Origin of the sequence: Streptomyces sp. P9-A4 (assembly GCF_036634195.1) — a bacterium.
Taxonomy (GTDB): Bacteria; Actinomycetota; Actinomycetes; order Streptomycetales; family Streptomycetaceae; genus Streptomyces.
Map to the genome: position 1 here is coordinate 5964780 of NZ_JAZIFY010000001.1, position 24368 is coordinate 5989147.

Annotated in this window: 22 protein-coding genes and 1 pseudogene; 15 read left to right on the forward strand and 8 right to left on the reverse strand. The window is 71.6% G+C overall.

What is annotated here, in order from left to right:
- Window positions 1-10: 10 nt before the first annotated feature.
- The 4 genes from V4Y03_RS26830 to V4Y03_RS26845 form a co-directional block, all read right to left on the reverse strand.
- Window positions 11-634 carry a hypothetical protein gene (locus V4Y03_RS26830; RefSeq protein ID WP_332436554.1) on the reverse strand — a complete coding sequence of 208 codons (624 nt, stop codon included), beginning with the start codon at window positions 632-634 and terminating at the stop codon, window positions 11-13.
- Window positions 634-990: a hypothetical protein gene (locus V4Y03_RS26835; protein ID WP_317874632.1), complete on the reverse strand. Its 357-nt coding sequence runs from the start codon at window positions 988-990 to the stop codon at window positions 634-636. Before V4Y03_RS26835 ends, V4Y03_RS26830 begins: the two co-directional genes overlap by 1 nt.
- A gap of 133 nt (window positions 991-1123) precedes the next feature.
- Window positions 1124-3151 carry an elongation factor G gene (gene fusA / locus V4Y03_RS26840; protein WP_332436555.1) on the reverse strand — a complete coding sequence of 676 codons (2028 nt, stop codon included), beginning with the start codon at window positions 3149-3151 and terminating at the stop codon, window positions 1124-1126.
- Between the two features lie 307 nt (window positions 3152-3458).
- Window positions 3459-3866, reverse strand: a complete 408-nt coding sequence (locus V4Y03_RS26845; protein ID WP_332436556.1) for a VOC family protein — start codon at window positions 3864-3866, stop codon at window positions 3459-3461.
- Window positions 3867-3933: 67 nt separating this feature from the next.
- On the opposite strand from V4Y03_RS26845, the gene V4Y03_RS26850 reads away from it, so the two are divergent.
- Window positions 3934-4608, forward strand: a complete 675-nt coding sequence (locus V4Y03_RS26850; protein ID WP_332436557.1) for a nucleoside/nucleotide kinase family protein — start codon at window positions 3934-3936, stop codon at window positions 4606-4608.
- Window positions 4609-4692: 84 nt separating this feature from the next.
- On the opposite strand, the gene V4Y03_RS26855 is transcribed toward V4Y03_RS26850, so the two are convergent.
- On the reverse strand, window positions 4693-5418 hold the full coding sequence (locus tag V4Y03_RS26855; protein ID WP_332436558.1) for an SDR family NAD(P)-dependent oxidoreductase: 726 nt from the start codon (window positions 5416-5418) through the stop codon (window positions 4693-4695).
- 105 nt (window positions 5419-5523) lie between these two features.
- Here V4Y03_RS26855 and V4Y03_RS26860 point away from each other — a divergent pair, with 105 nt between their 5' ends.
- The 5 genes and pseudogenes from V4Y03_RS26860 to V4Y03_RS26880 all read left to right on the forward strand — a co-directional run bounded on the left by V4Y03_RS26860 (window position 5524) and on the right by V4Y03_RS26880 (window position 10162).
- A complete protein-coding gene (locus tag V4Y03_RS26860; protein ID WP_332436559.1) occupies window positions 5524-6363 on the forward strand; it encodes a LysR family transcriptional regulator in 840 nt (279 codons plus the stop codon).
- Between the two features lie 281 nt (window positions 6364-6644).
- Complete coding sequence (locus V4Y03_RS26865) at window positions 6645-7382, forward strand: dienelactone hydrolase family protein (protein ID WP_332436560.1); 738 nt, start codon at window positions 6645-6647, stop codon at window positions 7380-7382.
- 107 nt (window positions 7383-7489) lie between these two features.
- A pseudogene (locus V4Y03_RS26870) lies at window positions 7490-7972 on the forward strand (IS5 family transposase); the annotation flags it as partial.
- A 76-nt stretch (window positions 7973-8048) separates the two neighbouring features.
- Complete coding sequence (locus V4Y03_RS26875; protein ID WP_332436561.1) at window positions 8049-9332, forward strand: hypothetical protein; 1284 nt, start codon at window positions 8049-8051, stop codon at window positions 9330-9332.
- Between the two features lie 362 nt (window positions 9333-9694).
- Window positions 9695-10162 carry an RICIN domain-containing protein gene (locus V4Y03_RS26880; protein ID WP_332436562.1) on the forward strand — a complete coding sequence of 156 codons (468 nt, stop codon included), beginning with the start codon at window positions 9695-9697 and terminating at the stop codon, window positions 10160-10162.
- 199 nt (window positions 10163-10361) lie between these two features.
- Here V4Y03_RS26880 and serS read toward each other — a convergent pair whose 3' ends face one another.
- The gene (gene serS, locus V4Y03_RS26885; RefSeq protein ID WP_332436563.1) at window positions 10362-11654 is read right to left on the reverse strand and encodes a serine--tRNA ligase; all 1293 of its coding nucleotides are present in this window, start codon (window positions 11652-11654) and stop codon (window positions 10362-10364) included.
- A 233-nt stretch (window positions 11655-11887) separates the two neighbouring features.
- Between serS and V4Y03_RS26890 the strand changes: the two genes are divergently transcribed.
- From V4Y03_RS26890 to V4Y03_RS26910, 5 genes are all read left to right on the forward strand, one after another.
- The gene (locus V4Y03_RS26890) at window positions 11888-13105 is read left to right on the forward strand and encodes a methionine adenosyltransferase (protein WP_332436564.1); all 1218 of its coding nucleotides are present in this window, start codon (window positions 11888-11890) and stop codon (window positions 13103-13105) included.
- Window positions 13106-13278: 173 nt separating this feature from the next.
- The gene (locus tag V4Y03_RS26895) at window positions 13279-14211 is read left to right on the forward strand and encodes a glycosyltransferase (protein ID WP_332436565.1); all 933 of its coding nucleotides are present in this window, start codon (window positions 13279-13281) and stop codon (window positions 14209-14211) included.
- A gap of 31 nt (window positions 14212-14242) precedes the next feature.
- Window positions 14243-15835, forward strand: a complete 1593-nt coding sequence (locus tag V4Y03_RS26900) for a B12-binding domain-containing radical SAM protein (RefSeq protein WP_332436566.1) — start codon at window positions 14243-14245, stop codon at window positions 15833-15835.
- Between the two features lie 3 nt (window positions 15836-15838).
- Window positions 15839-16828 (forward strand): hypothetical protein, encoded by a 990-nt coding sequence (locus tag V4Y03_RS26905; RefSeq protein WP_332436567.1) that lies wholly within the window; start codon window positions 15839-15841, stop codon window positions 16826-16828.
- Window positions 16825-18000: an MFS transporter gene (locus V4Y03_RS26910; RefSeq protein WP_317874618.1), complete on the forward strand. Its 1176-nt coding sequence runs from the start codon at window positions 16825-16827 to the stop codon at window positions 17998-18000. The genes V4Y03_RS26905 and V4Y03_RS26910 overlap by 4 nt, the downstream gene beginning before the upstream one ends.
- Before the next feature lie 54 nt (window positions 18001-18054).
- Here the strand turns inward: V4Y03_RS26910 and V4Y03_RS26915 are convergent, their stop codons facing one another.
- The gene (locus tag V4Y03_RS26915) at window positions 18055-18813 is read right to left on the reverse strand and encodes a CTP synthase C-terminal region-related (seleno)protein (protein ID WP_332436568.1); all 759 of its coding nucleotides are present in this window, start codon (window positions 18811-18813) and stop codon (window positions 18055-18057) included.
- A gap of 96 nt (window positions 18814-18909) precedes the next feature.
- Here V4Y03_RS26915 and V4Y03_RS26920 point away from each other — a divergent pair, with 96 nt between their 5' ends.
- The 4 genes from V4Y03_RS26920 (at window position 18910) to V4Y03_RS26935 (ending at window position 22562) form a co-directional block, all read left to right on the forward strand.
- Entirely contained in the window at window positions 18910-19434 is a 525-nt protein-coding gene (locus V4Y03_RS26920) for a tetratricopeptide repeat protein (protein ID WP_317874616.1), read from the forward strand.
- Window positions 19435-19452: 18 nt separating this feature from the next.
- A complete protein-coding gene (locus tag V4Y03_RS26925; protein ID WP_332436569.1) occupies window positions 19453-20343 on the forward strand; it encodes a LysR family transcriptional regulator in 891 nt (296 codons plus the stop codon).
- A gap of 40 nt (window positions 20344-20383) precedes the next feature.
- Window positions 20384-21343 (forward strand): hypothetical protein, encoded by a 960-nt coding sequence (locus tag V4Y03_RS26930; RefSeq protein ID WP_317877817.1) that lies wholly within the window; start codon window positions 20384-20386, stop codon window positions 21341-21343.
- Window positions 21344-21419: 76 nt separating this feature from the next.
- Window positions 21420-22562, forward strand: coding sequence for an aminopeptidase P family protein (locus V4Y03_RS26935; RefSeq protein WP_317877816.1), 1143 nt, complete (start codon window positions 21420-21422; stop codon window positions 22560-22562).
- Window positions 22563-22574: 12 nt separating this feature from the next.
- Here the strand turns inward: V4Y03_RS26935 and treZ are convergent, their stop codons facing one another.
- Window positions 22575-24326, reverse strand: coding sequence for a malto-oligosyltrehalose trehalohydrolase (gene treZ, locus V4Y03_RS26940; protein ID WP_332437270.1), 1752 nt, complete (start codon window positions 24324-24326; stop codon window positions 22575-22577).
- Window positions 24327-24368 lie beyond the last annotated feature (42 nt).

The window sequence follows — 24368 nt, forward strand, 5'->3', positions numbered from 1 at the left end:
TCGGGGGCTCTCAGGGGCAGCTCTCCACCGATTTCGCCGAGCCGATCCGCGCCGACGGCAGCCGTCGTTCCACGTCCTTGACCCGCAACCGCACCCCCTTGGCGTCGATCCCGGTGAGCGTGCCGCACAGCACGCTCCCGTCGGTCTGCACGATCAGCACCCCCGGATTCCCGGGCCGGGGGCCGTACCAGGTCAGACCGATCCCCGCGGTGACCATGGCCAGCGCCAGGAACCCCGCGACGATGGCCCGCCGCAGGTCCCGTACCGCCCGGCGCACGGTCAGGCGCTCCCTGGTGAGCAGTTCCTCCAGGGAGGCGCCGGCCACGCGACGGCGCGGCAGCCCGAACGCCGCGCGCATCGCGAAGAAGGCCCCGGCCGCGGAGAGCAGCAGTCCTCCCAGCAGGAGCACTCCCACCGCGCCGCGCGCGCCGCCGGACAACCCCTGCAGGGTGTCCGGCCCCTTGACGATCCCGACCGCCGTCAGCAGGCCGAGCAGGGCGGCGAGGCCGTTGCGCCAGTTCTCGGCCTGGGCGCGGACCCGGACGAGCTCGCCCTCCAGCAGGCCCCGGGACTCGTCGGCGCGTGCGCGGCTGGCCGGCGTACTGGGCGTGCCGGCCGTGACGCGGACCGCCATCAGACGCCCCACTCGACGTGCAGCACCCAGGAGGCCCCGCAACCCTTGTGCTCACCGGCCTCGGGATGGACGGCGGAGCAGGCGCAGATGACCTCGACCTCGCGCGAGCCCGCTTCGGTGGCCCGGCGGAGCAGCAGACGGGCCAGCAGGCCGGTTCGGGTGAGGGCGTCGGCGTACGCGACGAGCGGCTCGGCGTGCACGGTCTCGTGGCGGCAGCGCGGGCAGGGACCGCTCACCACGATGACCTCGGGCGCCGTCTCGTCCGGATGCAGGCCGACGCGCGCGGTGCCGGCCGCGACCGGGTTCCAGGCCGGGTCCGACTCCTCGCGGTACAGCAGATCCTGTTGGTCCGTCACTCGTACCCCTCGTGTCCGATGCGATCAACCTAACGCCCTGCTGCGGGCGTTGGCCTCGGTGACGTGTGCCACGGCCTGATCGCGCCGGCCCGGTGTCCGGGCCGCGGGGTCACCGCGGCCCGGACACCTCCGTTCACTCCGTCCGGCCCTGCGGGGCGGGGACGTAACCCGCCGGGCGGGTGGTGAACGTGCCCCGGCCCTGCGTACGGCCGCGCAGCCGGGACGCGTAGCCGAAGAGTTCGGCCAGCGGCACCGTCGCCTCCACCACCGCCGTACCTGAGCGGTTCGTCTGGTCCGTGACCCGGCCCCGGCGGGCCGCGAGGTCCCCGAGGACCGCGCCGACGGACTCCGCGGGGACGGTGACCGTGACGTCGGCCACCGGCTCCAGGAGCGTCATCACGCTCGCGCGGAGCGCCTCGCGCAGGGCGAAGCGACCCGCCGTGCGGAACGCCATCTCCGAGGAGTCCTTCGGATGCGTGGCGCCGTCCGTGAGCGTGACCCGGACACCCGTCACCGGGTGCCCGCCGAGCGGGCCCTCGACGAGCGCGTCACGGCAGCCGGCCTCGACCGCGCGGACGTACTCCTGCGGGACCCGGCCGCCCGTGACGGTGGAGCGGAACGCGAACTCCTCTTCCTCGCCGAGGGGTTCGACGTCGATGACGACATGGGCGAACTGGCCAGCGCCGCCGTCCTGTTTCACATGACGGTGGAGCAGCCCGGTGACGCCCTTCGCCACCGTCTCCCGGTACGCGACCCGGGGACGCCCGACCGTCACCTCAAGGCCCCGGTCGCGGCGCAGCTTCTCCACCGCGACCTCCAGGTGCAGTTCCCCGAGCCCCGAAAGGACGGTCTGGCCCGTCTCCGGGTCGGACCGCACGACGAGCGAGGGGTCCTCCTCGGACAGCCGGGCGAGCGCCGTCGCGAGCCGGCCGGTGTCCGCACTCCTGCGGGCCTCCACGGAGACCGAGACCACCGGGTCGGCGGTCGTCGGCGGTTCGAGGACGACCGGCGCGTCCGGGGCGCACAGGGTCGCCCCGGCGCGGGCGGACTTCGGCCCGACGACGGCGACGATGTCCCCGGCGCGCGCCACGTCCACCTCGGTCGCCCGGTCGGCCTGGACCCGCAGGATGCGGGCGATCCGCTCGGTGCGCCCGGCGGTCGTGTCGAGCACGGTGTCCCCCTTTCCGATCGTGCCCGCGTAGACGCGGACGTAGGTCATACGGCCGGTGGCGGTCGCGCTCACCTTGAACGCGAGCGCGGTGAACGGCGCCGCCGGGTCCGCCGGGACCTCCCCGCGTACCGGAGGCATGTCCGACGGGGCCGGGAGGTAGGCGACGACGGCGTCGAGCAGCGGCTCGACACCCCGGTTGCGGTACGCCGAACCGCACAGCACGACCACCGCGTCACCGCTCAGGGTGAGGTCGCGGAGCGCGCCCGCCAGCGTCCCCCCGGAGAGCTCCGCGAGCGCGCAGAACTCGTCGAGGGCGCCGGGATGCAGCTCCGCCACCGACTCCTCCAGACGCCGCCTGCGGCGCCGGGCCTCGTCCAGGAGTACGTCCGGGACCGGCTCGTCGGTGTACGTGTCGGCGCCTTCGGCCCACACGTACGCCCGCATCCTGACCAGGTCCACGACGCCCGTGAAGCCGTCCTCGCGGCCGATGGGCAGCTGGACGGGGAGCGGGACCGTGCCCAGGCGGGTACGGATCGACTCCACGGCGGCGTCGAGATCGGCGCCCGCGCGGTCCAGCTTGTTGACGAACGCGATGCGCGGGACGCCGTGCCGGTCGGCCTGCCGCCACACCGTCTCGCTCTGCGGCTCGACGCCCGCGACGGCGTCGAAGACGGCGACGGCGCCGTCCAGGACGCGCAGCGAACGCTCGACCTCGTCGGAGAAGTCGACGTGACCGGGCGTGTCGATCAGGTTGATCCGGTGCCCCGCCCAGTCGCAGCTGACCGCCGCGGCGAAGATCGTGATGCCCCGGTCGCGCTCCTGCGGGTCGAAGTCCGTGACGGTGGTGCCGTCGTGGACCTCGCCGCGCTTGTGGGTGGCGCCGGTGAGGTACAGGAACCGCTCGGTGACGGTGGTCTTGCCCGCGTCGACGTGGGCGAGGATGCCGAGGTTGCGGACGCGGGCGGTGAGGGTCTGGGGCTGGGTACGCACGGTGTCGTGCCTTTCGCTGCTGCGTGGAGAACATGGCAGCGCGATGCCCGGACGGCGCTCGGAGGCGTTACGTCACGGGTCGGCGATGGCGGGCGCGCAGCCGCCACCGGCCGGGGCGAGAGGCGAGGATCACGTCGAAGCGGCGCGTACGCACGGTCGGCTCTCCTCGGTAGTCACTCGCGGCACGGCACACCGGTCGGTGCGCCGTGCCGCGAGTGTAGGGAGCGCAGCCGCGCGGACGACAGCGAATTAACCGGTGGCCGTACGGCCGGTTGACCGGTGGCTCGGTCGGCCGGCTGGGCGGTGACTACGCGGCCGGCTGGAGCAGGTCCCAGCGGTTGCCGTACAGGTCCTCGAAGACGGCGACGGAGCCGTACGGCTCGTGGCGCGGCTCCTCCAGGAACTTCACGCCCGCCGCCGCCATCCGGGCGTGGTCGCGGGCGAAGTCGTCGGTGTGCAGGAAGAAGCCGACCCGGCCGCCGGTCTGGTTGCCGACGGCGGCCTGCTCGGACTCGTTCTTGGCGCGGGCCAGGAGGAGGCCCGCGTTCCCGAGGCCGCCGACCCCGGCGGCGCCGGGCGGACGGACCACGACCCAGCGGTTGCCGCTGCCCCGGTCGGTGTCCTCGACCAGGTCGAAGCCGAGGGCGTCGGTGTAGAAGGCGACGGCCTCGTCGTAGTCACGGACGACGAGGGTGACGAGTGCGATGGACGGCATGGGAGCCAACGTAATACGGGGGAATCTACCCGCGTCAACCGGCACGCCCGGTGCGAGAATGCCCGACATGGACCCGAAACAATTCGAGCGTCTGGCGGCCCGGGCGCGAGCCCTCGTGGAGCCGGACGGGGTACGGGCGGCTCGCGCCGGGCGGGCGCCCGTGAGGCGTCGGGTCCTGGGGCTCGCGGGCGCTCCCGGCGCCGGGAAGTCCACGCTCGCCGAGCGGCTCGTCGACCGCCTCGACGGGCTGGCGGTCCTCGTCCCCATGGACGGCTTCCACCTCGCGCAAGCCGAACTCGAACGCCTCGGCCGGGCCGGCAGGAAGGGCGCCCCCGACACCTTCGACGCCGCCGGATACGCGGCCCTCCTCGCCCGCCTGCGCGCCCCCGAACCCGGCACCACCGTCTACGCGCCGGCCTTCGACCGCACCCTGGAGGAACCGATCGCCGGGGCGATACCGGTCGGGCCCGAGGTCCCGCTGATCGTCACCGAGGGCAACTACCTGCTGCACGACGAGGGCGCCTGGGCCGCCGTACTGCCCCTCCTGGACGAGGCCTGGTACCTGGACCTGGACGCCCGCCACCGCGTCCCCCGGCTCGTCGAACGCCACATCCGCTTCGGCAAGGACCGCGCCCACGCGGAACGCTGGGTCCACGACTCCGACGAGGCGAACGCCCGCCTGATCGCCCACGGCAGGGACCGCGCCCAGCTGGTCGTGACGATGTCCCCGTACTCCGGCTGACGTTCGAGATCTGTCGCGAACTCCAGGCCGCCCGGCAGGCCGGCCGCGGCGCACCGGATGGACCACCAGAGGCCGGTGAGCCTGTCACCAGGGCACCGGTCCACCGTCGTCGAAGAATCCGCCGGTCGGTCCGTCGTCGGGCAGGGTCGCGAGGTGAATCGCGATCGCCGCGCCCTGGTGGGGAGTGCGGACGCCCTGGAAGCCGTTGAGGTCGGTGGCGGTGAAGCCGGGACAGCCGGAGTTGATCAGGATGTCGGTGCCGCTCAGTTCCTTGGCATATTGGACGGTGACGGCGTTGAGGAAGGTCTCGGACGCCAAGTACGCGGCGGGAACCGGGCCCATGTCGATGCCGGGGGTGGTCTGCAGGATGAGCGAGCCGACGCTGCTGGACATGTTCACGATCCGCGGCGATGCCGAGCCGCGCAGCATGGGCAGCATCGCGTTGGTGACGCGGATGACCCCGATCACGTTGGTTTCCACGACGACTCGTACGGTCGCGGGATCGACCGTGGTGGGCGTCTGCGGCATACCGCCGGTGATCGCGGCGTTGTTGACCAGGACGTCGAGCCCTCCGGCGCGGTCGGCGATCAGCTCGGCCGCGGCGGCCACACTCGCGTCGTCCGCCACGTCGAGCGGAACGCCGAACGCGTCGGTCCCGGCCGCCCGCAGCTTCTCCACCGCGGTGTCGCGGCGCTGTCGATCCCGCGCGCCCACGCCGATTCGCCAGCCGAGGGCGCCCAGGCCCGCCGCGATCTCGTATCCGATTCCTTTGTTCGCACCGGTCACCAGCGCGATCGTCTGTTCACTCATGTCATCAAGCGTGGTGCGGACTCGGGTGGGACGTCCAAGACCGACTGGGTGGGCGGCGATACCGCACGGATATCGGTCGTGGTGAGCGCCGGATACGATGCCGCGGTGGAGACACGGGAGTTGCGATACTTCGTCGCCGTCGCGGAGGAGTTGCACTTCGGGCGGGCGGCGCAGCGGCTCGCCATGGCGCAACCACCGCTGTCGCGGGCGATCCAGCAGCTTGAGCGGCGGCTCGGAGTGGTTCTGCTGCACCGTACTGCTCGCGCGGTCGCCCTGACCGAGGCCGGGTCGGTGCTTCTGCGGGAGGCCCGGGCCGCACTCGACGCGGTCGAAGCCGCCGGGCGCCGCACTCGCCGCGCGGCTGCCGAACCGCACGGTGTGGTGCTGGCCACGAAAGCCGGAGCGTCCAGCGAACTGTTGTCGAAGCTGCTGGACGCCTACGCCGCCGAGCCCGGCGCGGTCGCCGTCGAGGTGACGCTGTGCGGGCCCGGCGAGCAGGAGAGGCTGCTGCGCGACGGGCGTGCCGACGTCGCTCTGCTCCAGCGGCCCTTCGACACGACGGCCGGACTCGACACCGAGGACCTGCACACCGAACAGCAGGTCGTGGTCCTGCCCGCGGGGCACCCCTTGGCCGACCGGCCCCATATGTCGATGGCCGAGGTCACCACCCTGACGGACCTGCCCCTGCCACGCTGGCCCCGACGGGGCGGGGGCTATCAGGACGGACCTGGCCCGCGGGTGCGCGACCACACCCAGCTGTTCCAGCTGATCGCGCTCGGACGGGCCTGCGCGGTCGTGCCCGAGTCCCTCCGAGCCCACCTGCGCGACGATCACGCGACGGTGCCAGTGCCGGACGCACCGGCTGTCACGACCGTCATCGCCTGGCCACCCCACAGCAGATCCACAGCCGTCGCCGACCTCATCCGCACCGCGACACGCCTCTAGGGCCTGTCGTCGAACTCCCTTATGCCCCGCGACGCCTGGCCCTATGGGCTGTCCCGTAAAGGATCTACGAGTCGCCTCGGGCGAGGTCGGCCGCAGTGGCCTGTGGGCCCATCCGGTGAGGGCGAGGTCGGGGTGTGACCGAGGTACGCGCCCAAGGGGCAACGAGATGATCTCGAAGCCCTGAGCGCTCGGCCCCCTTATGTCAGAGGGACACGCGCACGGTTCTGCCGGCGGCAGAACACCGGCCGGACCGGGCTGGACGATCACTACAGTCCAGTCCCATGACGACGATCACGACGCGTACGGTCGAGTACCCGGCCGACGGTCTGACGATGGCCGGGCACCTCGCGCTCCCGGCCGGTATCGACCGCCGACCCGCGGTGCTGCTCGGACCGGAGGGCACGGGGCTCAGCGACGTCGAGCGCCGCCGGGCCGATGCTCTCGCCGAGCTGGGATACGTAGCGCTGGCCTTCGACCTTCACGGCGGGCGCTATTTGGGCGACCCCGAGGAGATGCTGGCCCGTTGCATGCCCCTGCTCTCTGATCCCGACCGGATGCGGGCCATCGGCCATGCGGCACTCGACGTGTTGCGCACCGAACCTCGGACCGACCCCGACCGGATCGCCGCCATCGGCTACGGCACCGGAGGCGCCGTCGGGCTGGAACTCGGGCGCGACGGCGTCAACCTGCGCGCGATCGGGACAGTCAACGCAACCACCACGGGCCGACCTGGCGAGGCAGCGCGCATTCGCTGCCCGGTGTGGGCCGGCGTCGGCTCGGAAGACCCGATCATGTCGTCGGTACAACGGAACGCGTTCACCGCCGAGATGCAGGCCGCAGGCGTCGACTGGCGCCTCACGGTCTACGGCGGCGCCTTGCACGCCTTCCACCACCCGCCGGTCGACCACCCCACGGTCCCCGGCGTCGGCTACCACCCACAGCACGCGCAGCGAGCCTGGCGCGACGTCGTCGACCTGCTCGCCGAGTGCCTGCCCGTGACGGAGGATCTGCGGGCATGACCGAGGCAAACAGCCTGGGGTCAGGCGTGGTCCGCGTCGGGCACTCACAGTCCCCTCCCTTCAAGTCCCCGTAGCAGAACCACATTCGGGCGGATGCTCGATCGCGGAGGCGCGAAAAGGGGGGCGACCTCACCGGCCCGAGCCCCGTGGGCCGAGGCAAGGCGGGTTCCAAGATGCACGTCCTGTCGGACGCGAACGGACTGCCCCTCGTTGTTGGCCTCTCGGCCGCCAACACCCACGACAGCCAGGCCCCGAAGCCCATGATCACGGGTCTCCAAACGAGACACGACCCCCACCGAGGCCGCCACTTCAAGCCCCAACGCCTGCACGCCGACAAGGCCTACGACATCCCCCACCTGCGGAAATGGCTCCGCGGCAAACGCATCGGAGTATGTATCGCCCGCAAAGGCATCGAGTCATCAGAACGGCTCGGACGCCGCAGACGGGTCATCGAGCGGACCATGTCCTGGCTGACCGGATACCACCGGCTCAACCACCGCTACGAGCGCCATCCACGCAACTACCTGGCCTTCCTCGGCCTCGCCGCAGGCCTGTGCTGCTACAAACGACTCGTCCGCCTCACCTCATAGGGCACGGTCTAAGCGAACGCGCCGCGAGGACAACGCCACTAGGCTGCCGACGAGTTGTCCAAAAGAGGAGATCACTGTGCGAGTGACGCACCGGCACGTCATGCATCTGGCTCTCGTGGCTGTGCTGACCGGTTTGGCGGGCTGTTCCGACGACGCGTCCGGGACGGACGCGGACGCCAGGGCCCCAGGTGCGGCCTCCGGCGCCAAGCCTCCCGCCGCGGCGAAGCCGAAGGCGTTCGATCCTCCGGCGAAGTTCGGCAAGGAGATCGCACTGCCCGTGGACGAGGACGTCAAGGACTGGGGGTTCGCCCTGCACGGGCCCAGGCTGTACCACCGGACCTCCGAGGCCCTCGACGCCTACGACACCCACTCCGGGCAGAAGGTCTGGTCGTCCCCCCTCGGCCGCAAGGACTGGTACACCGGCAAGGAGCGCGTGCCGAGCGACGACCAGACCATCCCCCCGGTCCTCGCCCAGCAGGACGGGCACACGGGCGTCCTCTTCGCGTACGCCGACTACACGAAGGGCTCCGGCACCGAGCGCGACCGGACCGACGTCTACCTGCGTTCCGTCGACGCGGACAGCGGCAAGGTGTCCTGGACGGTCCGGCTGCCCGCGCCGAAGGGGGCGACCGTCAGTGACCTGGAGCCGGCGGTGATCGGCGCCGAGGGCGGAACCGCGGCCGTCAGAGTCCTCACCAGCCCGGACGATGCCGGCAGTGACGGCGGCCAGAGCGCCACCACCTACGCGGTCGACCTGAAGAGCCACCAGGTGACCTGGCAGAAGGACGGCTTCGCGGGCGCCGCGCTGGACGGCGGCGTCGTCATCGGCGCCCAGCTCAGCAAGGAGGCGACCTTCCAGTCGATCGACGGCTGGCACTCCCCGCAGGAGGACCTCGCCCTCGCGGGCCTGGCGCTCACGGACGGCTCCCCGCGCTGGAAGCAGGAGGGCCGCGCCGGCGTGGAGGTCGAGCAGGTGGGAGGCGGCTTCTTCGTCGCGGGAACGCTGCGCGACAGCCGTACGGGCGAGCGCGTCCCCAGCGCACCGAACGGCAGCTTCATCCACTGCTTCCACGACCAGCGGTCCGTGGTCGTCTGCGACACCAAGGAGACCGCACGGGGCATCGACGCCCAGAGCCGCAAGGTGCTCTGGACCATCTCCGAGGACGACCCCTCACGGAAGAAGCCCGAGGTGCTGAGTGCCTTCCACGGTGCCGTCTACGCCACCGCCGACGCCGAAGGCGTCATCCTCGACGCCCTCACGGGCAAGGACCGCGGCCTCTACGACAGCGCGAGCCCGTACATGATCAACGAGTACGCCGCGGTGGGCATCGACATGAACGTGTACCCCGCGACCGGGTGAGCTGGGGCTACGGTCGATCTGCGGCCGGTGCGCCGATGCGGCCGGCCGCACCCCGGGACCGCCACAACTACCTGGCCTTTCTCGGCCTCGCCGCAGCCCTGTGCTGCTACAAGCGACTCGTCCGCCTCACCACGTAGGACATGGTCCTAGCCGACGGCAAGAGCGGGTAGCCAGACGCGGTCCAATTGACATCTGGAATTGGACAAGTTGCGCACTCGTCGTCTCGATCTGACATCGGGTCTCTTGTGACCTGAAGCCGCCCACCCCACTATGGGGGCCAAAATCCTCACGGAGGGCAACGCATGAGATCTTTACGGCAGCTGGCCGGAGCATTATGCGCCTCGGTCATTATGGTCGTCGGCTTGGCGGGCACCGGTCACGCCGACCCCGGCGACTTCATCATGAAGAACATGAACTCAGACAAATGCCTGTCCGTACCGGCTGCGTCGACGGAGTTCGCGTACCTCAACCAGTTCACGTGCGGTGGCTACGCCGACCAGTACTGGTACCGGCAGTACGTGGAAACCGACGCGAGCGGACGCGCCTGGTACAAGATCGTCAACCGGCACAGCGGGCTTTGCCTGTCGGTCGATGGTGCTTCCATGGACGACTACGCCTGGATCACGCAGTACCCGTGCGGGCAACCCAAGCCGTACCCGGACCAGTATTGGCGTCAAATGGATTACGACGCCAATACGGGTGGCGACCACATCAGGAACCGCAACAGCAACAAGTGCCTTGCGATCCTGGACGGGAGCAAGGCCGAGGCGGCCTGGGCGATCCAGTACTCGTGCGGAAGTTGGCGGGACCACTACTGGAAAACTACCTGACCCGGTCGGTGGCGAGCAGCGACTGTTCCGGTTTCCTCGGCGCGAACAGGATGCCCGGGATCACCAGCCGGTCCGGATTTCGCTTTCGAGCTGGATGTCGGGCCCGGTGCAGTCGTTGACGCTTCCGCCGGTCAGAGTGAAGGCGAGTGGCCGGCCCGGCCGTCTCAGGCCAGGCCCCCTCCGGTGACCGGCTGCCGCCTCACTTCAGGAGTTTCCCCTCCGGGGAGAGGACGCGGAATCCGAGGTAGGGGAGAAGCGCCTCGGGCAGGACCACGGAGCCGTCCCGCTGCTGGCCCTGTTCGAGGACGGCCGCGAGTGTTCTGCCGATGGGCAGGCCGGAGCCGTTGAGGGTGGCCACGGGCGCGCGCCTGCCCTCGACGTCCCTGGTCCGGATATTGGCCCTGTGGCTCTGGAACGTGCCGCAGTCGGAGACGGAGGAGATCTCGCGATAGCGGTTCTGGCCGGGCATCCAGACCTCGATGTCGTAGGTGAAGCGAGCCGAGAAGCCGAGGTCGCCGGCGGCGAGGGCGACGACCCGATAGGCCAGCCCCAGTTCCCTGAGGCAGGCTTCCGCATGGGCGAGCAGGGATTCCAGTTCGCGCTGCGAGTCGTCCGCTTCGCAGATGCGGACCAACTCGACCTTGCTGAACTGATGGAGCCGGATGAGCCCGCGCGTGTCCCGCCCGTAGGAGCCGGCCTCGGAGCGGAAGCACGGTGTGTGGGCCGTCATGGCCAGCGGCAGGTCCTCCCGGGGGATGACCTCGTTCGCGTACAGATTGGTGAGCGGCACCTCGGCCGTGGGGACCAGGAACAGTTCGCGGTCCCCGACGGCTGTGGCGAAGAGGTCGTCGGCGAACTTGGGCAGCTGTCCGGTTCCGGTCATGGTCGCGCGATCGACCAGGAAGGGCACCGAGTACTCGACGTAGCCGTGCCGGGTGGTGTGCAGGTCGAGGAAGAGCGCCGCGAGCGCGCGCTCCAGTGCCGCACCCGCATCGCGGGCGACGACGAAGCGCGGCCCCGAGAGCCTGGTGCCCTTCGCGAAGTCCAGGATCCCCATGCGCTCGCCGAGGGCGACGTGGTCCGTGGGCTCGAAGGAGAAGACGGGAGGAGTCCCGACCCTGCGCAGCTCCTCGGCGAACGCGTCCGAGTCGCCGTCGGGGGCGGAGTCGAGCGGAAGGTTCGGAAGGGCGAGGAGCAGCTCGTCCAGCTCTCCGCGCAGCTCGTCGCGCTCGGACTCGATCCGGTGGATCTCGTGCTTCAGCAGCCGCCCGCGCTCCTTGGCCGCGGAGACCTCCTCACCCGCCCCGGCGCTCGCGCGCACCTCCCTTGCCAGGCCCTTGGCCTCCGACCGCAGCGACTCGGCCGCGCGGGTCCGGTCCAGCAGCCGGGAGTGCAGCGATTCCAGTCCGGGCAGGTCCAGTGAGTGGTTGCGGCGGGCGAGTCGCCGTACCGCCTGGTTGCCCGGGTCGAGCAGGGCACGCACATCGTGCATGAGGGATCACTGTCTCCTAGGACCGCGAATATGAACGCTCAAAGAACTACCACCGCCATGGGGGTCGTGTCAGGGAATCGGTGATGGGTGGCCGACCGGTTATGTGGCGGGAAATGACGCTCGACGACGTCTTGACGGTGCGTTCCGGTGAGTGTTTGCCTAGAACTTGAACGATCAAATCGATCTTGGTGGGGGTTGCGATGCATCACGCGATACCGATCGACGACACGAGCATGATGTTCATTCAGACGAACGTGCCCACGGCCGGCGCCGTCTCCATCGTGGAGCGCAAGGGACTCGGCCATCCCGACACCCTCGCGGATCAACTCGCGGAGCACCTGTCCCAGGGCTACAGCCGGTACACCCTGGAGCAGTTCGGCGTGGTGCTGCACCACAACTTCGACAAGCTCGCCCTGCTGGGCGGATCCTCCGAGGTCAGATACGGTGCCGGGCGCATGCTCGACCCGGTCCGGGTCCTCGTCAACGGGCGTGCGGCCCACCGCTGCGGAGAGCAGACCATCCCCGTCGAGGACATCGTCGGGACGGCGGTCGTGGAGTTCTTCGAGCACCGGCTCCCGGAGCTGGGCGGCCACCTCGCCATCGAGTTCAACATCACCGGCAACGCCAGCCCGGGATCGGTGATCACCGATGCCGGTACGACCGAGCGGAGCAGGTGGTTCGCCCCGAAGTCGGCCGCGGACCTCCGTGAGCGGAAGGTCCGGCTCTCCAACGACACGTCGCTGGGCACCGGCTGGGCTCCGCTGAACCCCTTCGAGAGCTTCGTCCGCGTACTGGCGGACACCTTCTCCGGCGCCGGCGACTTCACCTCCGCCCACCCGTGGTGCGGATCCGACGTCAAGGTCATGGGCTACGCCGACGAGCACCGGGCCGACGTGGTGCTCTGCGTGCCGCAGAAGTCGGCGCACGTGGCCACGCGTGCGGAGTACCTCGCCAACAAGGACGTCGTCCTGGCCGAATGCGACCGACTGGCCCGGGTCCACCTCCCCCAGCTGGAGGTGGCCTTCCGGCTCAACGCGCGGGACATCCCGGAGAAGGACGAGCTGTACCTGACCTACACCGGCAGTTCGATCGAATCGGGCGACGAGGGCGTGGTCGGTAGGGGCAACAGGGTCAACGGCCTGATCACGCCCTTACGCCCGATGAACATGGAAGGCGCGAACGGCAAGAACCCCGTCTACCACATCGGCAAGCTCTACAACGTCGCGGCGACCCGCCTGGCACAACGGATCCACGAGGAGACCGGCGAGTACGCCGAGGTCCACCTGATCAGCGCCACCGGACAGCCGCTCGACCGGCCATGGCGCGTCCTGGTGCGGCTCGCCGCGGAGGACCCCCAGCTCGACAAGATCCAGCGGCTGACCGAGGAGATCCTCGCGGGATTCCCCGCCCTCACCGACGAGTTCATCGGCGCGGGCGTCCTGATGAGCTGAGCGCCGGACGGTCAGGACGACATTCCCCCTGCGGCACGGGCGCGGCCGCGGACGGACCACGATCGAGACCTTGGAGGTCGCCCGTGTTGATCGGCGTGTGTGATTTTCCCAGCCGGTACTCCTTCCCTCCCCGGGGATACGGCGGGATCGAACGGTGGCTGTGGGCGCTGGCCGTGGGAGCCAAGGCCGCGGGGGAGGATGTGCACCTCCTCGGCCCCGGGTGGCGTACCGGACTCGGCGACGCCTGGGACCTCCGGCCGACCCGCCTGGAGGACATCGAGCCGGGCTCCGTGGCGTTCAAGGAGCTGCGCGCCACGCGCTACGACCTCCTGCTCGTGGGACACGCCTACCCCTCCCAGCCGAACTGGCGGCGGGTGTGGTCCGAACTGGACTGCGACGTGGCCACGTTCCAGCACTCGTCGGTCGACCGGCACGCCCCGGGCACCTTCGACGGCGAGCGGGCCCGGCTGTACTGCTACTCCCAGGAGATGCGGGACCGGTACGCCGAGCACGGACCGCTGGCCGACCTCAGCGTGAACCTCGGCACGGACGAGGAGGAGCCCGCCGCCGTCTCCGGGCGCGACCTCGTCTGGCTCGGCAGGATCGACGAGGAGAAGTCGCCGCACCTCGCCGTCGAGGCCGCGCGCCTGGCCGGACGCCGTATCAGGATCGTCGGCCCGGTCTTCGACCAGGACTACGTCGACCGGCACCGGGCCCTGTTCGGATCGGATCACGTCGACTGGCTGGGCGAGCTGACCGGCCCCGCCAAGATCGCGGCGCTGTCCGACGCCGCCGCCTTCGTCTACACCTGCTCGCGCACCTACGTCGAGGCCGGCGCGGCCGTCTTCGGCGAATCCCTGCGAGCCGGCACCCCCGTCGCCGCCCTGACCTGGCGCCCGGGCGGCTGCGCCGAAGCCGCGCTCTGCGAGAACACCGGCGCTCTCGCGGGCGCCGACCCCGAGAGGGACGACGCCCAGGCCGCGCTCGCACTGGCCGCCGCCATCGAACGCGCGGTGCTTCTGCGACCCCAGGAGGTACAGGAGACCGGCATGCGGAGGTTCGACCCGGTCCGCCACTTCCGGGCGATGGCCACCCGCCCGTCCTGAACCCGGCACGAGCCCACCCAAGGAGCCAGTCTTGCGCGCCCTTCTCCTGTCCGGCCTCGGCCCGAGTCACAAGAACAGCTCCTACCTCCGTGGATCGCTCTTCGACAAGGCACTCCACCCGCACGCCGAAGCCGTCCTCGCGCGGAGCGGCCATCCGGATCTGACGCTCGCGCGGCTGACGGTGGAACACGACGGCCACCGCTATCCGCTGCTGCGGCCACGGCGGGACGCGATCCCGCATCTGACCACGCTGACCCTGGAGTCCGTACTCCAGGCCGGCGGACACGACTACGTCCACCAGGACCTCGCCGACGTGTGGTCGGGGGAGGCGGTCGCTCCGGCGGTGGACGTCGACGTCGTGCTGCTGTCGACGACGTACATCTGGAACCGGCAGATGCTGGCCACGGCCATGGCATGGATACGGGGGAGGCTGCCCGGTGTCCCGGTGATCTGCGGCGGGCAGTACACCAACCTCAAGTTCGCCGCCGCCATGAACGACCATCCGGCGATCCTGGCGACGGTCCGGGGCGACGGCGAGCTCGCCCTGCCCGCGCTGTTGACCACGCTGGAGCGCCGCGGCGACCTCGCGCAGGTCCCCAACGCGGTCTGGCGGGACGGAGAGCGGATCAGGATCAACGCCCTCGCCTACATCGACCTGGACGGGCATTCCTCCCCGCGTTTCCCCGGCCGGCGCCGGATCGTGCCGTACGAGTCCATGCGGGGATGCCCCTTCGACTGCAAGTTCTGCTCGTTTCCCGCCGCTTCGCCGAAATGGCGGTACAAGTCGGCGGCGAAGATCAGGAACGACTGGGCCGGATACGCGGAGGAGAACGGCAGCTCGCTGGTCAAGGCGATGGATTCGACCTTCACGGTCCCGCCCACCCGGCTGCGCGAGCTGTTGGAGATCCTGCCCCCACTCGGCCTGCCGTGGGAGTGCTACAGCCGGGCCAACGTCGTCAGCACCCCTGAATTCGTCGACGCCCTCCAGCGCGCCCACTGCGCGAGACTCGAAATCGGATTCGAGTCCATGAACGAGCAGACGCTGCGCCGTATGAGCAAGCGCGTCACCGCCCGGCAGAACAGACGGGCGTTCGAACTGCTCGGAGCGAGCGACATGGATTACACGATGTTCTTCATGGCCGGATATCCGGGGGAGACCCCGGAGCAGTTCGAGGACACCCGCCGTTTCCTCGTGGAGGAGTTCTCCGGCCATTTCATGCTGCATCTCTTCTCCATCACCGACGAGAGCATGCCGCTGTGGGCGGACAAGGACGAGCTGCGGATCAGGACCGACGATCCGGAGGACCCGGAGGCGCCCTGGTCGCACACGGGCATGAGTAGCGAGGAGGCGCGCTCCCTCCAGGCCGGGACGCTCGACCTGGTACGCCGCCGCAACGACCGCGCGGTGCTCAAGCTGTGGCAGGGCGAGTTCGAACCGCCGCTGGTGCCGACGGCAGATCTACGCACCAACCTGATCGTGGAGAAGGCCGTGGAGCGGCTGGCGATGGCGCCGCTCGACGAGACCGACGTGACGCGCGGTGCGGCCAGGATCAGGGAGCAGCTCGAACTCCTGCGTGCCAACGGTGTGCGGCCGGTCTCCTCCCTGTCCGAGAAGGCCGCCTGAGCCGTGACCAGCACTTCGACGGACGCCATCCGGGACCGGCTCCACGCCTCGCTGCGCGACCGGTTCGGCACCCGCTGGACGGTCGACACCAGCGGTACGGACCTCTTGATGAACCCCCGGCGGAGGGTCGGCCCCGCCTCCCCTCGCCGTACCGCCTCACCCCACGCGATCGCCGACGGGCTGCGAGGGGCCCTTCGGCAGGCCGGGCTGCTGACCGACGGAGCCGTCCTGCCGGTGCTGTGGGACCGCGACACACAACTGATCGCCTCGGCGGTCCAGGCCCTGGACCCCTGGCTCAAGTCGCGGCTTCCCTACAGCTGGAGCGAGGGATTCCTGCCGCAGCCCGCCGTCAGGTTCACCGGCGAACGCGACGCGGAGGGCCGGCTGCTCGACGGCTTCCTCACCTCCTTCGTGAACGTCTCCTACGTACAGCGGATCACCTCCCCCCATGAGCACGCCGCACTCATGGACCACTGGATAGGCGCGCTGTCACGCATCGGCATCCACGCCGGGCGGCTCTCGGTCACGGGCGCGCTGGAGGTGTGGCACCGGCCACCGGTCGCGGGCATCACCCTGTTCCTCTCCTGCGACGGCGAGGTGATCGGGGACGCCGTCCTCCTCTGGCACGCCGACACGCCCGCCTTCATGGCGACGGACCTCGGCAGCGGGGTGGAGAACCTGAGGTGGCGACTGGGCGGACAGTCCTGGCCGCGAGCGGCCTTCGGCGAACTCGCGGAGTGGTACGACCCGGGAATCCTCGACGCCTCCCGCACGGCGACCCTGCTGCTGATGAGCGGCATCAGACCGGCCGCCCGGGGCGCCGGTCACTCCCTGCGCCTGCTGGCGCGTGCGATCCCTCCCGGACTCGCCGCCAGCGGGCTGGGCCGGCTGGTGCGTCACCACCATGACTACTGGACCGGATTCGGTGTGACCGGAGCGCCCTGGCCGCACCTGGCCACCTGTCTGGAGGAGGAGGTCCTTCGCACCCCATGACGACCGTACTGCGGCGCTTCTGGCTGCTGAGTGCCCTGGTGGGCCTCGTCGAGTTCCTCTTCGGCGCCACCTTCATGGCCGTCCTCACCCAGCGGGGATTCAGCGGGCAGGACATCGGCTACCTCCTGGCCCTCAGCAACATCGCCATCACCGTCCTCGAACTTCCCAGCGGCGCATGGGGGGACCGCTACGGCCAGCGCAAGATGCTCGTACTCGGCCTCACCTTGTGGGGGGCCGCGCTCGTGGTGTACGGCCTCGCCCCCGGCATCCCCCTCACGGCACTGAGCCTCTGCCTGTGGGGCGCCGGCATGGCCGTCTACTCCGGCGCGCCGACCAGCCTCGTCGTCAACCGGCTCCACGAGAGCGGCCACGGGGAGAGCGTCCCCGCCGCCGTACGGGGAGCGCAGGTGGCCCGATGGACCGCGTCCGCGTCCGGCGCGATCGCCACGGTCCTGCTGCTGAGGTCGACGACCCCCGAACTGATCATCGGCGTGAGCGGGGTGGTGATGCTGCTCCTCGCCCTGTGGACCCGGAAGACCTGGGAGGAGTCCGCGAAGGCCGCCGGCAGCTCGGTCCAGCGGAAGATCGTCGACGGGGTACGCAGGGCGTTCGGCGCGCGGCTGATCGGTCTGCTCGCACTGAACGCGCTGATGGCGGTGGTGTTCGAGGTCCTGATCATGAGCTGGCAGCCGGCGGCCGTCGAACTGGCCGGCGTTCCGCTGGGCTTCCTCGGAGTCCTGCTCTTCGGCTACTCCCTGGCGGCGGCTCTCGGCTCCTGGCTGGTGAAGTACCTGAAGACATGGGTCACCGGGAGGGCCGCCGCCGTCCTCATGGCTCTGATGGCGGCCTCGATGGGTGTCGCCTCGCTCACCGACGGCGTTCTGTTCTACCTGGGATTCGGGATCGCGGAACTCACCTGTGGCGTCCTCTTCACCGTCCTTGACACGCTGAAGCAGCAACGGTTCCCGGACGAGCTGCGGAACACGCTCACCTCCAGCTTCGGCGCCATCGGCGGTCTGGCGGGCGCGGGGACGGCCCTGCTGTTCGGCCTGGCCTGGGATCGGCTCGGCCTCGGCCCGGCCCTCGGCTACTGCTCCCTGGGGCTGGGCCTCCTCGCGCTCGCCCTCCTGATCCCCGCATCGATGAACCGCGCCGCCGCACGCGCGCGCTGAGACGCCCGGCCGTACGCGCGCGCGTACGGCCGTGCACGGTCCGGAAGACAGGCCCTAGACCGGGTCCCCGGCCGCGTGCCGCGTCGCCGCCACCGCCAGTGCCCGGACCAGTGGGTGCGGGTGGGTGCCGTCGCCCGACAGTTCCGGCTGGAAGAGGGTCGCCAGGAAGAAGGGGTGCCCGGGGAGTTCCGCGATCCGTACCCCGCCCTCCTCGTCCGCGCCCGTGAACCGCAGCCCGTGGCCCCGCAGGGTGTCGAGGTGGCGGCTGTCGGGGCCGTAGTCGCAGTGGTAGCGCTCGGTGGTGCGCTCCGCGCCGAGGGCCCGCTCGGCGAGGGAGCCCGGGGTGATTCGTACGACACCCTCGTGGCCCACCAGCGAGCAGGCCAGCGGCGCGATCAGCAGGTCGCCCGGGTCCGCGGCCGGATCGTTCTCGGCGTGCGCGGCCCGCTCCAGACCGCAGACGTTCCGCGCGAACTCCAGCAGGGCGTGCTGGAAACCGCCGCAGGTGCCGAGGAAGGGAATGCCGTCCTCCCGGGCCGTGCGGATCGCGGCCAGCGCCCCCGTCTCGCTCTCGTACGGGCTCCCCGGCAGCACCCACACCGCGTCGAAGCCCTTCACCGCGCCGGGCGCCGCCGCGTCCCCGGTCGGGATCCAGTACGCGTCGAGCGCGAGGCCGTCCCGCTCCGCCAGGCCGTCGAGGAGGACGGGGACGCGGACATGGGAGCGGACGTGCGGGGAACGGTCGCCGACCAGGGCGATCCGGGCAGTACGGGGGATCCGCGGGGTACGGGGGAGGGGGTGCGTGTCGTTCATGGGGACCATCCTTCGCGGCGGCCCCACTTCACGTCCAACGATGATCCCTGCACTGTCCATCAAGAACACTTATGACCCGCTGGATAGGGTGGCCGCATGACGAACGATCACGACTGGGAGACCCGCGTCGCCGCCCTCTGGGAGCGGCTCGACGACCACCGGCCCGCCGACTTCCGCGCCCGCGTCGCCGACCTCGCCGCCGAGCGGCCCGACGACGACCCCGCCGCCCTCTTCGAACTGGGCGCCGCCCACGACTCCACCGGCGAACCCGTGGAAGCCGTCCGGCTCTACCAGCGCGCCCTCGACCTCGGCGTCACCGGACTCCGCCGCCGTCGGGCCGTCATCCAGCTCGCCAGCAGCCTCCGCAACCTCGGCCGCCCCGACCGCAGCGTCGAACTCCTCACCGCCGAACGCGCCCTCCCCGCCGACCGGCTGGACGCCGACGAGACCGCCCTCGCCGGAGCCGTCGACGCCTTCCTCGCCCTCGCCCTCGCCGACACCGGCCGCGACCGCGAAGCGGCCTCCCTCGCCCTCGGCGCCCTCGCCCCCCTCCTGCCCCGCTACAACCGCTCCCTCGCCCACTACGCCCGCGCCCTCCTCACCTCCCCCGACGGCTCCTGACCAGGAGCCCGGCCCCCCATGGACCCGCACCTGCTGCGCACCTTCGTCACCGTCGCCCGGCTCGCCTCCTTCTCCGAGGCCGCACGTGAGCTGGGCTACACCCAGTCCGCCGTCTCCCAGCACATCGCCGCCCTGGAGACCGACCTCGCCCAGCCCCTGCTCACCCGCAGACCCGTCGCCCCGACCCCGGCCGGCGCCCGCCTCCTCGAACACGCGGGGGCACTCCTGCTCCGCCTCGACGCGGCCCGCGCCGACCTCGACCGGTTCGCCGCCGCGCCCCGCGCCACCCTGGCCGTCGCCGCCTCCCCGCTCGCCCTCCACCCCCGTACCCTCGCCGCCCTCCCCGCCACCGGCGTCACCCTGCGCGCGCTGCCCCGCGAGCGGGTCCCCGCCGCCGTCGCCACCGGCGAGGCCGACGCCGGACTCGTCGACGGCATCGCCGCCCCCAGCGACCCGCTGCGGCTACCCGACATCGCCCCGCTCGCCGCGACCGCCGTCGCCGAGCAACCACTCGCCGTCGTCCTGCCCGAGGACCACCCGCTCGCCGGACGCGCCGGACTCCGCCTCGACGACCTCGTCGACGCCCGCTGGCTCGACGCGCCCGCCGCAGGCATCCCCCTCGACCGGCTGCGGGCCGTGCACGGCGGACCCGCCGGGCGGGGCTTCCGTACCGCCCTGCGCTACGAGGGCACCGACACCCGCACCCTCACCGCCCTGGCCGCCGCCGGGCACGGCCTCGCGCTGCTCCCCTCGGCCCTCGCGGACGGCACCCCCGGAGCGTCCGCCGTCCCCCTGGTCGCACCCCGCCTCGTCCACCGCACCGAACTCCTCCTGCCGACCGGCCCGCCGCCCGAACGCGCCACCCCGGTGGCCGAGTTCACCCGACGGCTCAAGGCCCGACACCCGTAGTCGCTACCCTGTGCGCAACGGCGACGGAAGGCGGGCGGGCGTGGGGTGGCTGCGACGAGGACCCAGGCGGGACGGCGGCGACGCGCCGAGGGACCCCGAGTTCGCGTACTTCTCGCAGCGCGAGGCCGCGCTCTTCCGCGGCCGGGTCCGGGAGACCTTCGCCGAACTCGGCCTTGAGGTCACCGTCTACGCCGACCACGTCATCGACGACAAGGGCCGCCGTTTCGGCCTCGGCAACCTCGCCGCCGTCTGCCACCAGGACCCGCGCGGCCCCCGCGTCTGGCCCGGCATGATCCACCGGCACATCGGCCTGGTCGTCCGCGCCATGGACGGGCCGTCCGCGCTCGACACCCTGCCGCCCGAGCAGATCCGCGCCCAGCTCTACCCCCGGGTCGTCAGCGGCGACGGCATCGACGCCGCCGCCTTCGGGTACGCGCGAACCGTCGCCCCCGGCCTGTACGAGATCCTCGCGCTGGACCTCCCCGAGAGCGTCATGATGCTCACCGACGAGGCCCTCGAACGGCTCGGCGACCACGCCCAGCTCCGCGACCGGGCCCTGCGCAACCTGCGCGGACTGCCCGTCGAGGAGCACGAGACCGTCCGCGACGCCGACGGCATGTGCTTCGAGATCATCCTCGGCGACTCCTTCTACACCGCGAGCCGCGTCCTCGACCTCGACGGCGTCGTCCGCCGGGTCACCGGCCTGCCGCTCGGCGAGCACGGCGCCCTCGTCGCCCTGCCCTTCCGGCACCAGCTCGCCTTCCACCCCATCCGCGACACCTCGATCATCCCGGCCCTCGGCGCGATGGCCTCCTTCGCCGCCTCCGGCTACGAGGAGGTGCCGGGCGCCATCAGCCCGTACGTCTTCTGGTGGCGCGACGGCACCCTCACCCAGCTCAGCGAGCACGACGAGGCGCACGGGGACCTGCGGATCGTCGTCGGCGACGACTTCCAGGAACTCCTGGAACGGCTCATCGCACAGGGCCCGGACCGCCGCTGACCGGTCGCGGGCCGCTCCGGCGCCCGGCAGGATGCTGTACGACGCACCGGACGAGGACGCCGAGGAGAAGCCCCCCATGCCCAGCAGCCACGCCACCGACGAGGTCGTGCCCTTCACCGCGGACGACTACCGGGCCCGGATGGCCCGCGCCGCCGAGTCCGCCGCCGACGCCGGGCTCGCCGGCGTCCTCGTCGCCCCAGGCCCCGACCTCGTCTACCTCACCGGCTACCAGCCCACGGCGATCACCGAGCGGCTCACCGTCCTCGTCCTCGCCGCCGGCCGGGAACCGGTCCTCGTCGTCCCCACCCTGGAGGCCCCCGACGCCGAGAAGGCCACCGGGGCCCCCGCGCTCACCCTGCGCGACTGGACCGACGGCAAGGACCCCTACGCCGTCGCCGCGCCGCTGCTCGCCGCCGACGGACGCTTCGGCGTCAGCGACAACGCCTGGGCCATGCACCTCCTCGGCCTCCAGCAGGCCCTGCCCGGCACCTCGTACGTCTCGCTCACCGAGGCCCTGCCGATGCTCAGGGGCGTCAAGGACGCCCACGAACTGGCCAGGATCGCAGCCGCCGGGGCCGCCGCCGACCAGGCGTACGGCGAGATCCTCAAGGTGCGGTTCGCCGGCCGCGAGGAGACCGACGTGGCCGCCGACCTCGCCCGGCTGCTCATGGAGTTCGGGCACTCCCAGGTCGACTTCACCGTCGTCGGCTCCGGCCCCAACGGCGCCAACCCGCACCACGAGGCCGGTGACCGGGTCATCGAGCACGGCGACATGGTCGTCCTCGACTTCGGCGGCCTCAAGCACGGCTACGGCTCCGACACCACCCGTACCGTCCACGTCGGCGAACCCACCGACGAGGAGCGGCGCGTCCACGACCTCGTCCGCGAGGCCCAGCAGGCCGGGTTCGAGGCGGTACGCCCCGGGGTCGCCTGCCAGGACGTCGACCGGGCGGCCCGCAAGGTCATCAAGGACGCCGGATACGGCGAGTACTTCATCCACCGCACCGGCCACGGCATCGGCGTCACCACGCACGAACCGCCCTACATGATCGAGGGCGAGGAGCTCCCGATCGTCCCCGGCATGTGCTTCTCCATCGAGCCCGGCGTCTACCTCCCGGGCCGGTTCGGCGTCCGCATCGAGGACATCGTGACGGCGACGGAGGAGGGGGCGGGGCGCCGGTTCAACAACACCCCGCACGAGATGGCGATCGTGGAGTAGCCCGTACCGGGTTCAGCCGTCCGTGAGGAGGACCGCCGACTCGCCGGGGAGCCGCAGCACCCCGTCCTCCGCCGGGGTCCCGATCGGCTCCCAGGCCGCCAGGACCCGGTCGCGGCCGTTGGAGCCGAGCGGGATCACCGCCGGCTCCGTGCCCAGGTTCACGCCCACCCGCAGCACCCCGCGCCGGAAGACCAGCCAGCGGGCCTCCTCGTCGAAGGCCACCTTCACGCTCGCCAGGTCCGGGTCCGTCAGGTCCGGCAGGGTGCGGCGCAGGGCGATGAGCCGGCGGTACCAGGCGAGCAGCCGCTTGTGCGGGTCCTGCTCGCGCTCGGACCGGTCGAGGACGGAACGGTCCCTGGTGGCGGGCTCCTGCGGGTCCGGGACCTCGTTCTCGTCCCAGCCGTGCGCCGCGAACTCCCGCCGCCTGCCCCGCCGTACGGCCTCCGCCAGCTCCGGATCGGTGTGGTCGGTGAAGTACTGCCAGGGCGTCGTCGCCCCCCACTCCTCGCCCATGAACAGCATCGGCACCGAGGGACCCGTCAGGACGAGGGCCGCCGCGCAGGCCAGCAGCCCGGGGGAGAGGGAGGCCGAAAGGCGGTCACCCAGCGCCCGGTTGCCGATCTGGTCGTGGGTCTGCGCATAGCCGAGGAAGCGGTGCGCGGGCGTCCGCTCCCGGTCCACCGGGCGCCCGTGGTGGCGGCCCCGGAAGGCCGAGTACGTGCCGTCGTGGAAGAACACCCGCGTGAGCGTCTTCGCGAGCGCCGCCATCGGGGCGGCGGCGAAGTCCGCGTAGTAGCCCTGCGTCTCACCCGTCAGGGCGGTGTGCAGGGAGTGGTGGAAGTCGTCGTTCCACTGGGCGTGGACGCCGATCCCGCCGAGCGCCCTGGGCGTGGTCGTCCGCGGGTCCGCGAGGTCGGACTCGGCGATCAGGAAGTGCTGGCGGCCCTGCTCCCTCGCCAGCTCGTCGACGGCCGCCGACAGCTCCTCCAGGAAGGTGTACGCGCGGGTGTCCGCGAGCGCGTGCACCGCGTCCAGCCGCAGCCCGTCGATCCGGTAGTCCCGCAGCCAGGCCAGCGCGCTGCCCAGGAAGTACGCCCGGACCTCGTCCGAGCCGGGCGCGTCCAGGTTCACCGCCGCGCCCCACGGGGTGTGATGGGTGTCGGTGAAGTACGGCCCGAAGGACGGCAGGTGGTTGCCCGAGGGGCCCAGGTGGTTGTGGACCACGTCCAGGACCACCCCCATGCCGAGCCCGTGCGCCGAGTCGACGAACCGCTTCAGCGCCTCGGGACCGCCGTACGGCTCGTGCACCGCCCACGGCGCCACCCCGTCGTACCCCCAGCCCCGCACACCGGGGAACGGGCACAGCGGCATCAGCTCCACATGGGTGACGCCGAGGCCCGCCAGCTCCCCGAGACGCGCGGTCGCCGCGTCGAGGGTGCCCTCCGGGGTGAAGGTGCCGACGTGCAGCTCGTACAGGACCGAGCTGCGCAGCCGCAGCCGGGGGGACTCGTGCAGCCAGGCGTACGCGGAGTGGTCGACGACCGCGGCGAGCCCGTCGGGCCCGGCCGGCAGCCGGCGGGCGCGCGGGTCCGGCAGGACGGGCCCGCCGTCCAGGGCGAAGCCGTACCGGTCGCCGTCCTGCGCGGGAACGACCCCCGACCACCAGCCGGCCCGCTCGGCGTCCCGGTCCAGGGCGTGACCGGAACCGTTCAGCTCCAGCGTCACCCGGTCACGGGCGTGCGGCGCCCACACCTCGAAGAGCACGGATATCCCCTCGTCGACCTGACCAACCACTCGGTGGAACCC

Bases quoted from the DNA above. Each gene is read 5' to 3' on its own strand.
- V4Y03_RS26915 (WP_332436568.1), bottom strand. From the start codon at position 18,813: ATGAACGACACGCACCCCCTCCCCCGTACCCCGCGGATCCCCCGTACT.
- serS (WP_332436563.1), bottom strand. From the start codon at position 11,654: ATGCACGATGTGCGTGCCCTGCTCGACCCGGGCAACCAGGCGGTACGG.
- V4Y03_RS26910 (WP_317874618.1), top strand. From the start codon at position 16,825: ATGACGACCGTACTGCGGCGCTTCTGGCTGCTGAGTGCCCTGGTGGGC.
- V4Y03_RS26865 (WP_332436560.1), top strand. From the start codon at position 6,645: ATGACGACGATCACGACGCGTACGGTCGAGTACCCGGCCGACGGTCTG.
- V4Y03_RS26920 (WP_317874616.1), top strand. From the start codon at position 18,910: ATGACGAACGATCACGACTGGGAGACCCGCGTCGCCGCCCTCTGGGAG.
- V4Y03_RS26925 (WP_332436569.1), top strand. From the start codon at position 19,453: ATGGACCCGCACCTGCTGCGCACCTTCGTCACCGTCGCCCGGCTCGCC.
- V4Y03_RS26830 (WP_332436554.1), bottom strand. From the start codon at position 634: ATGGCGGTCCGCGTCACGGCCGGCACGCCCAGTACGCCGGCCAGCCGC.
- V4Y03_RS26855 (WP_332436558.1), bottom strand. From the start codon at position 5,418: ATGAGTGAACAGACGATCGCGCTGGTGACCGGTGCGAACAAAGGAATC.
- V4Y03_RS26845 (WP_332436556.1), bottom strand. From the start codon at position 3,866: ATGCCGTCCATCGCACTCGTCACCCTCGTCGTCCGTGACTACGACGAG.
- V4Y03_RS26935 (WP_317877816.1), top strand. From the start codon at position 21,420: ATGCCCAGCAGCCACGCCACCGACGAGGTCGTGCCCTTCACCGCGGAC.
- V4Y03_RS26850 (WP_332436557.1), top strand. From the start codon at position 3,934: ATGGACCCGAAACAATTCGAGCGTCTGGCGGCCCGGGCGCGAGCCCTC.
- V4Y03_RS26890 (WP_332436564.1), top strand. From the start codon at position 11,888: ATGATGTTCATTCAGACGAACGTGCCCACGGCCGGCGCCGTCTCCATC.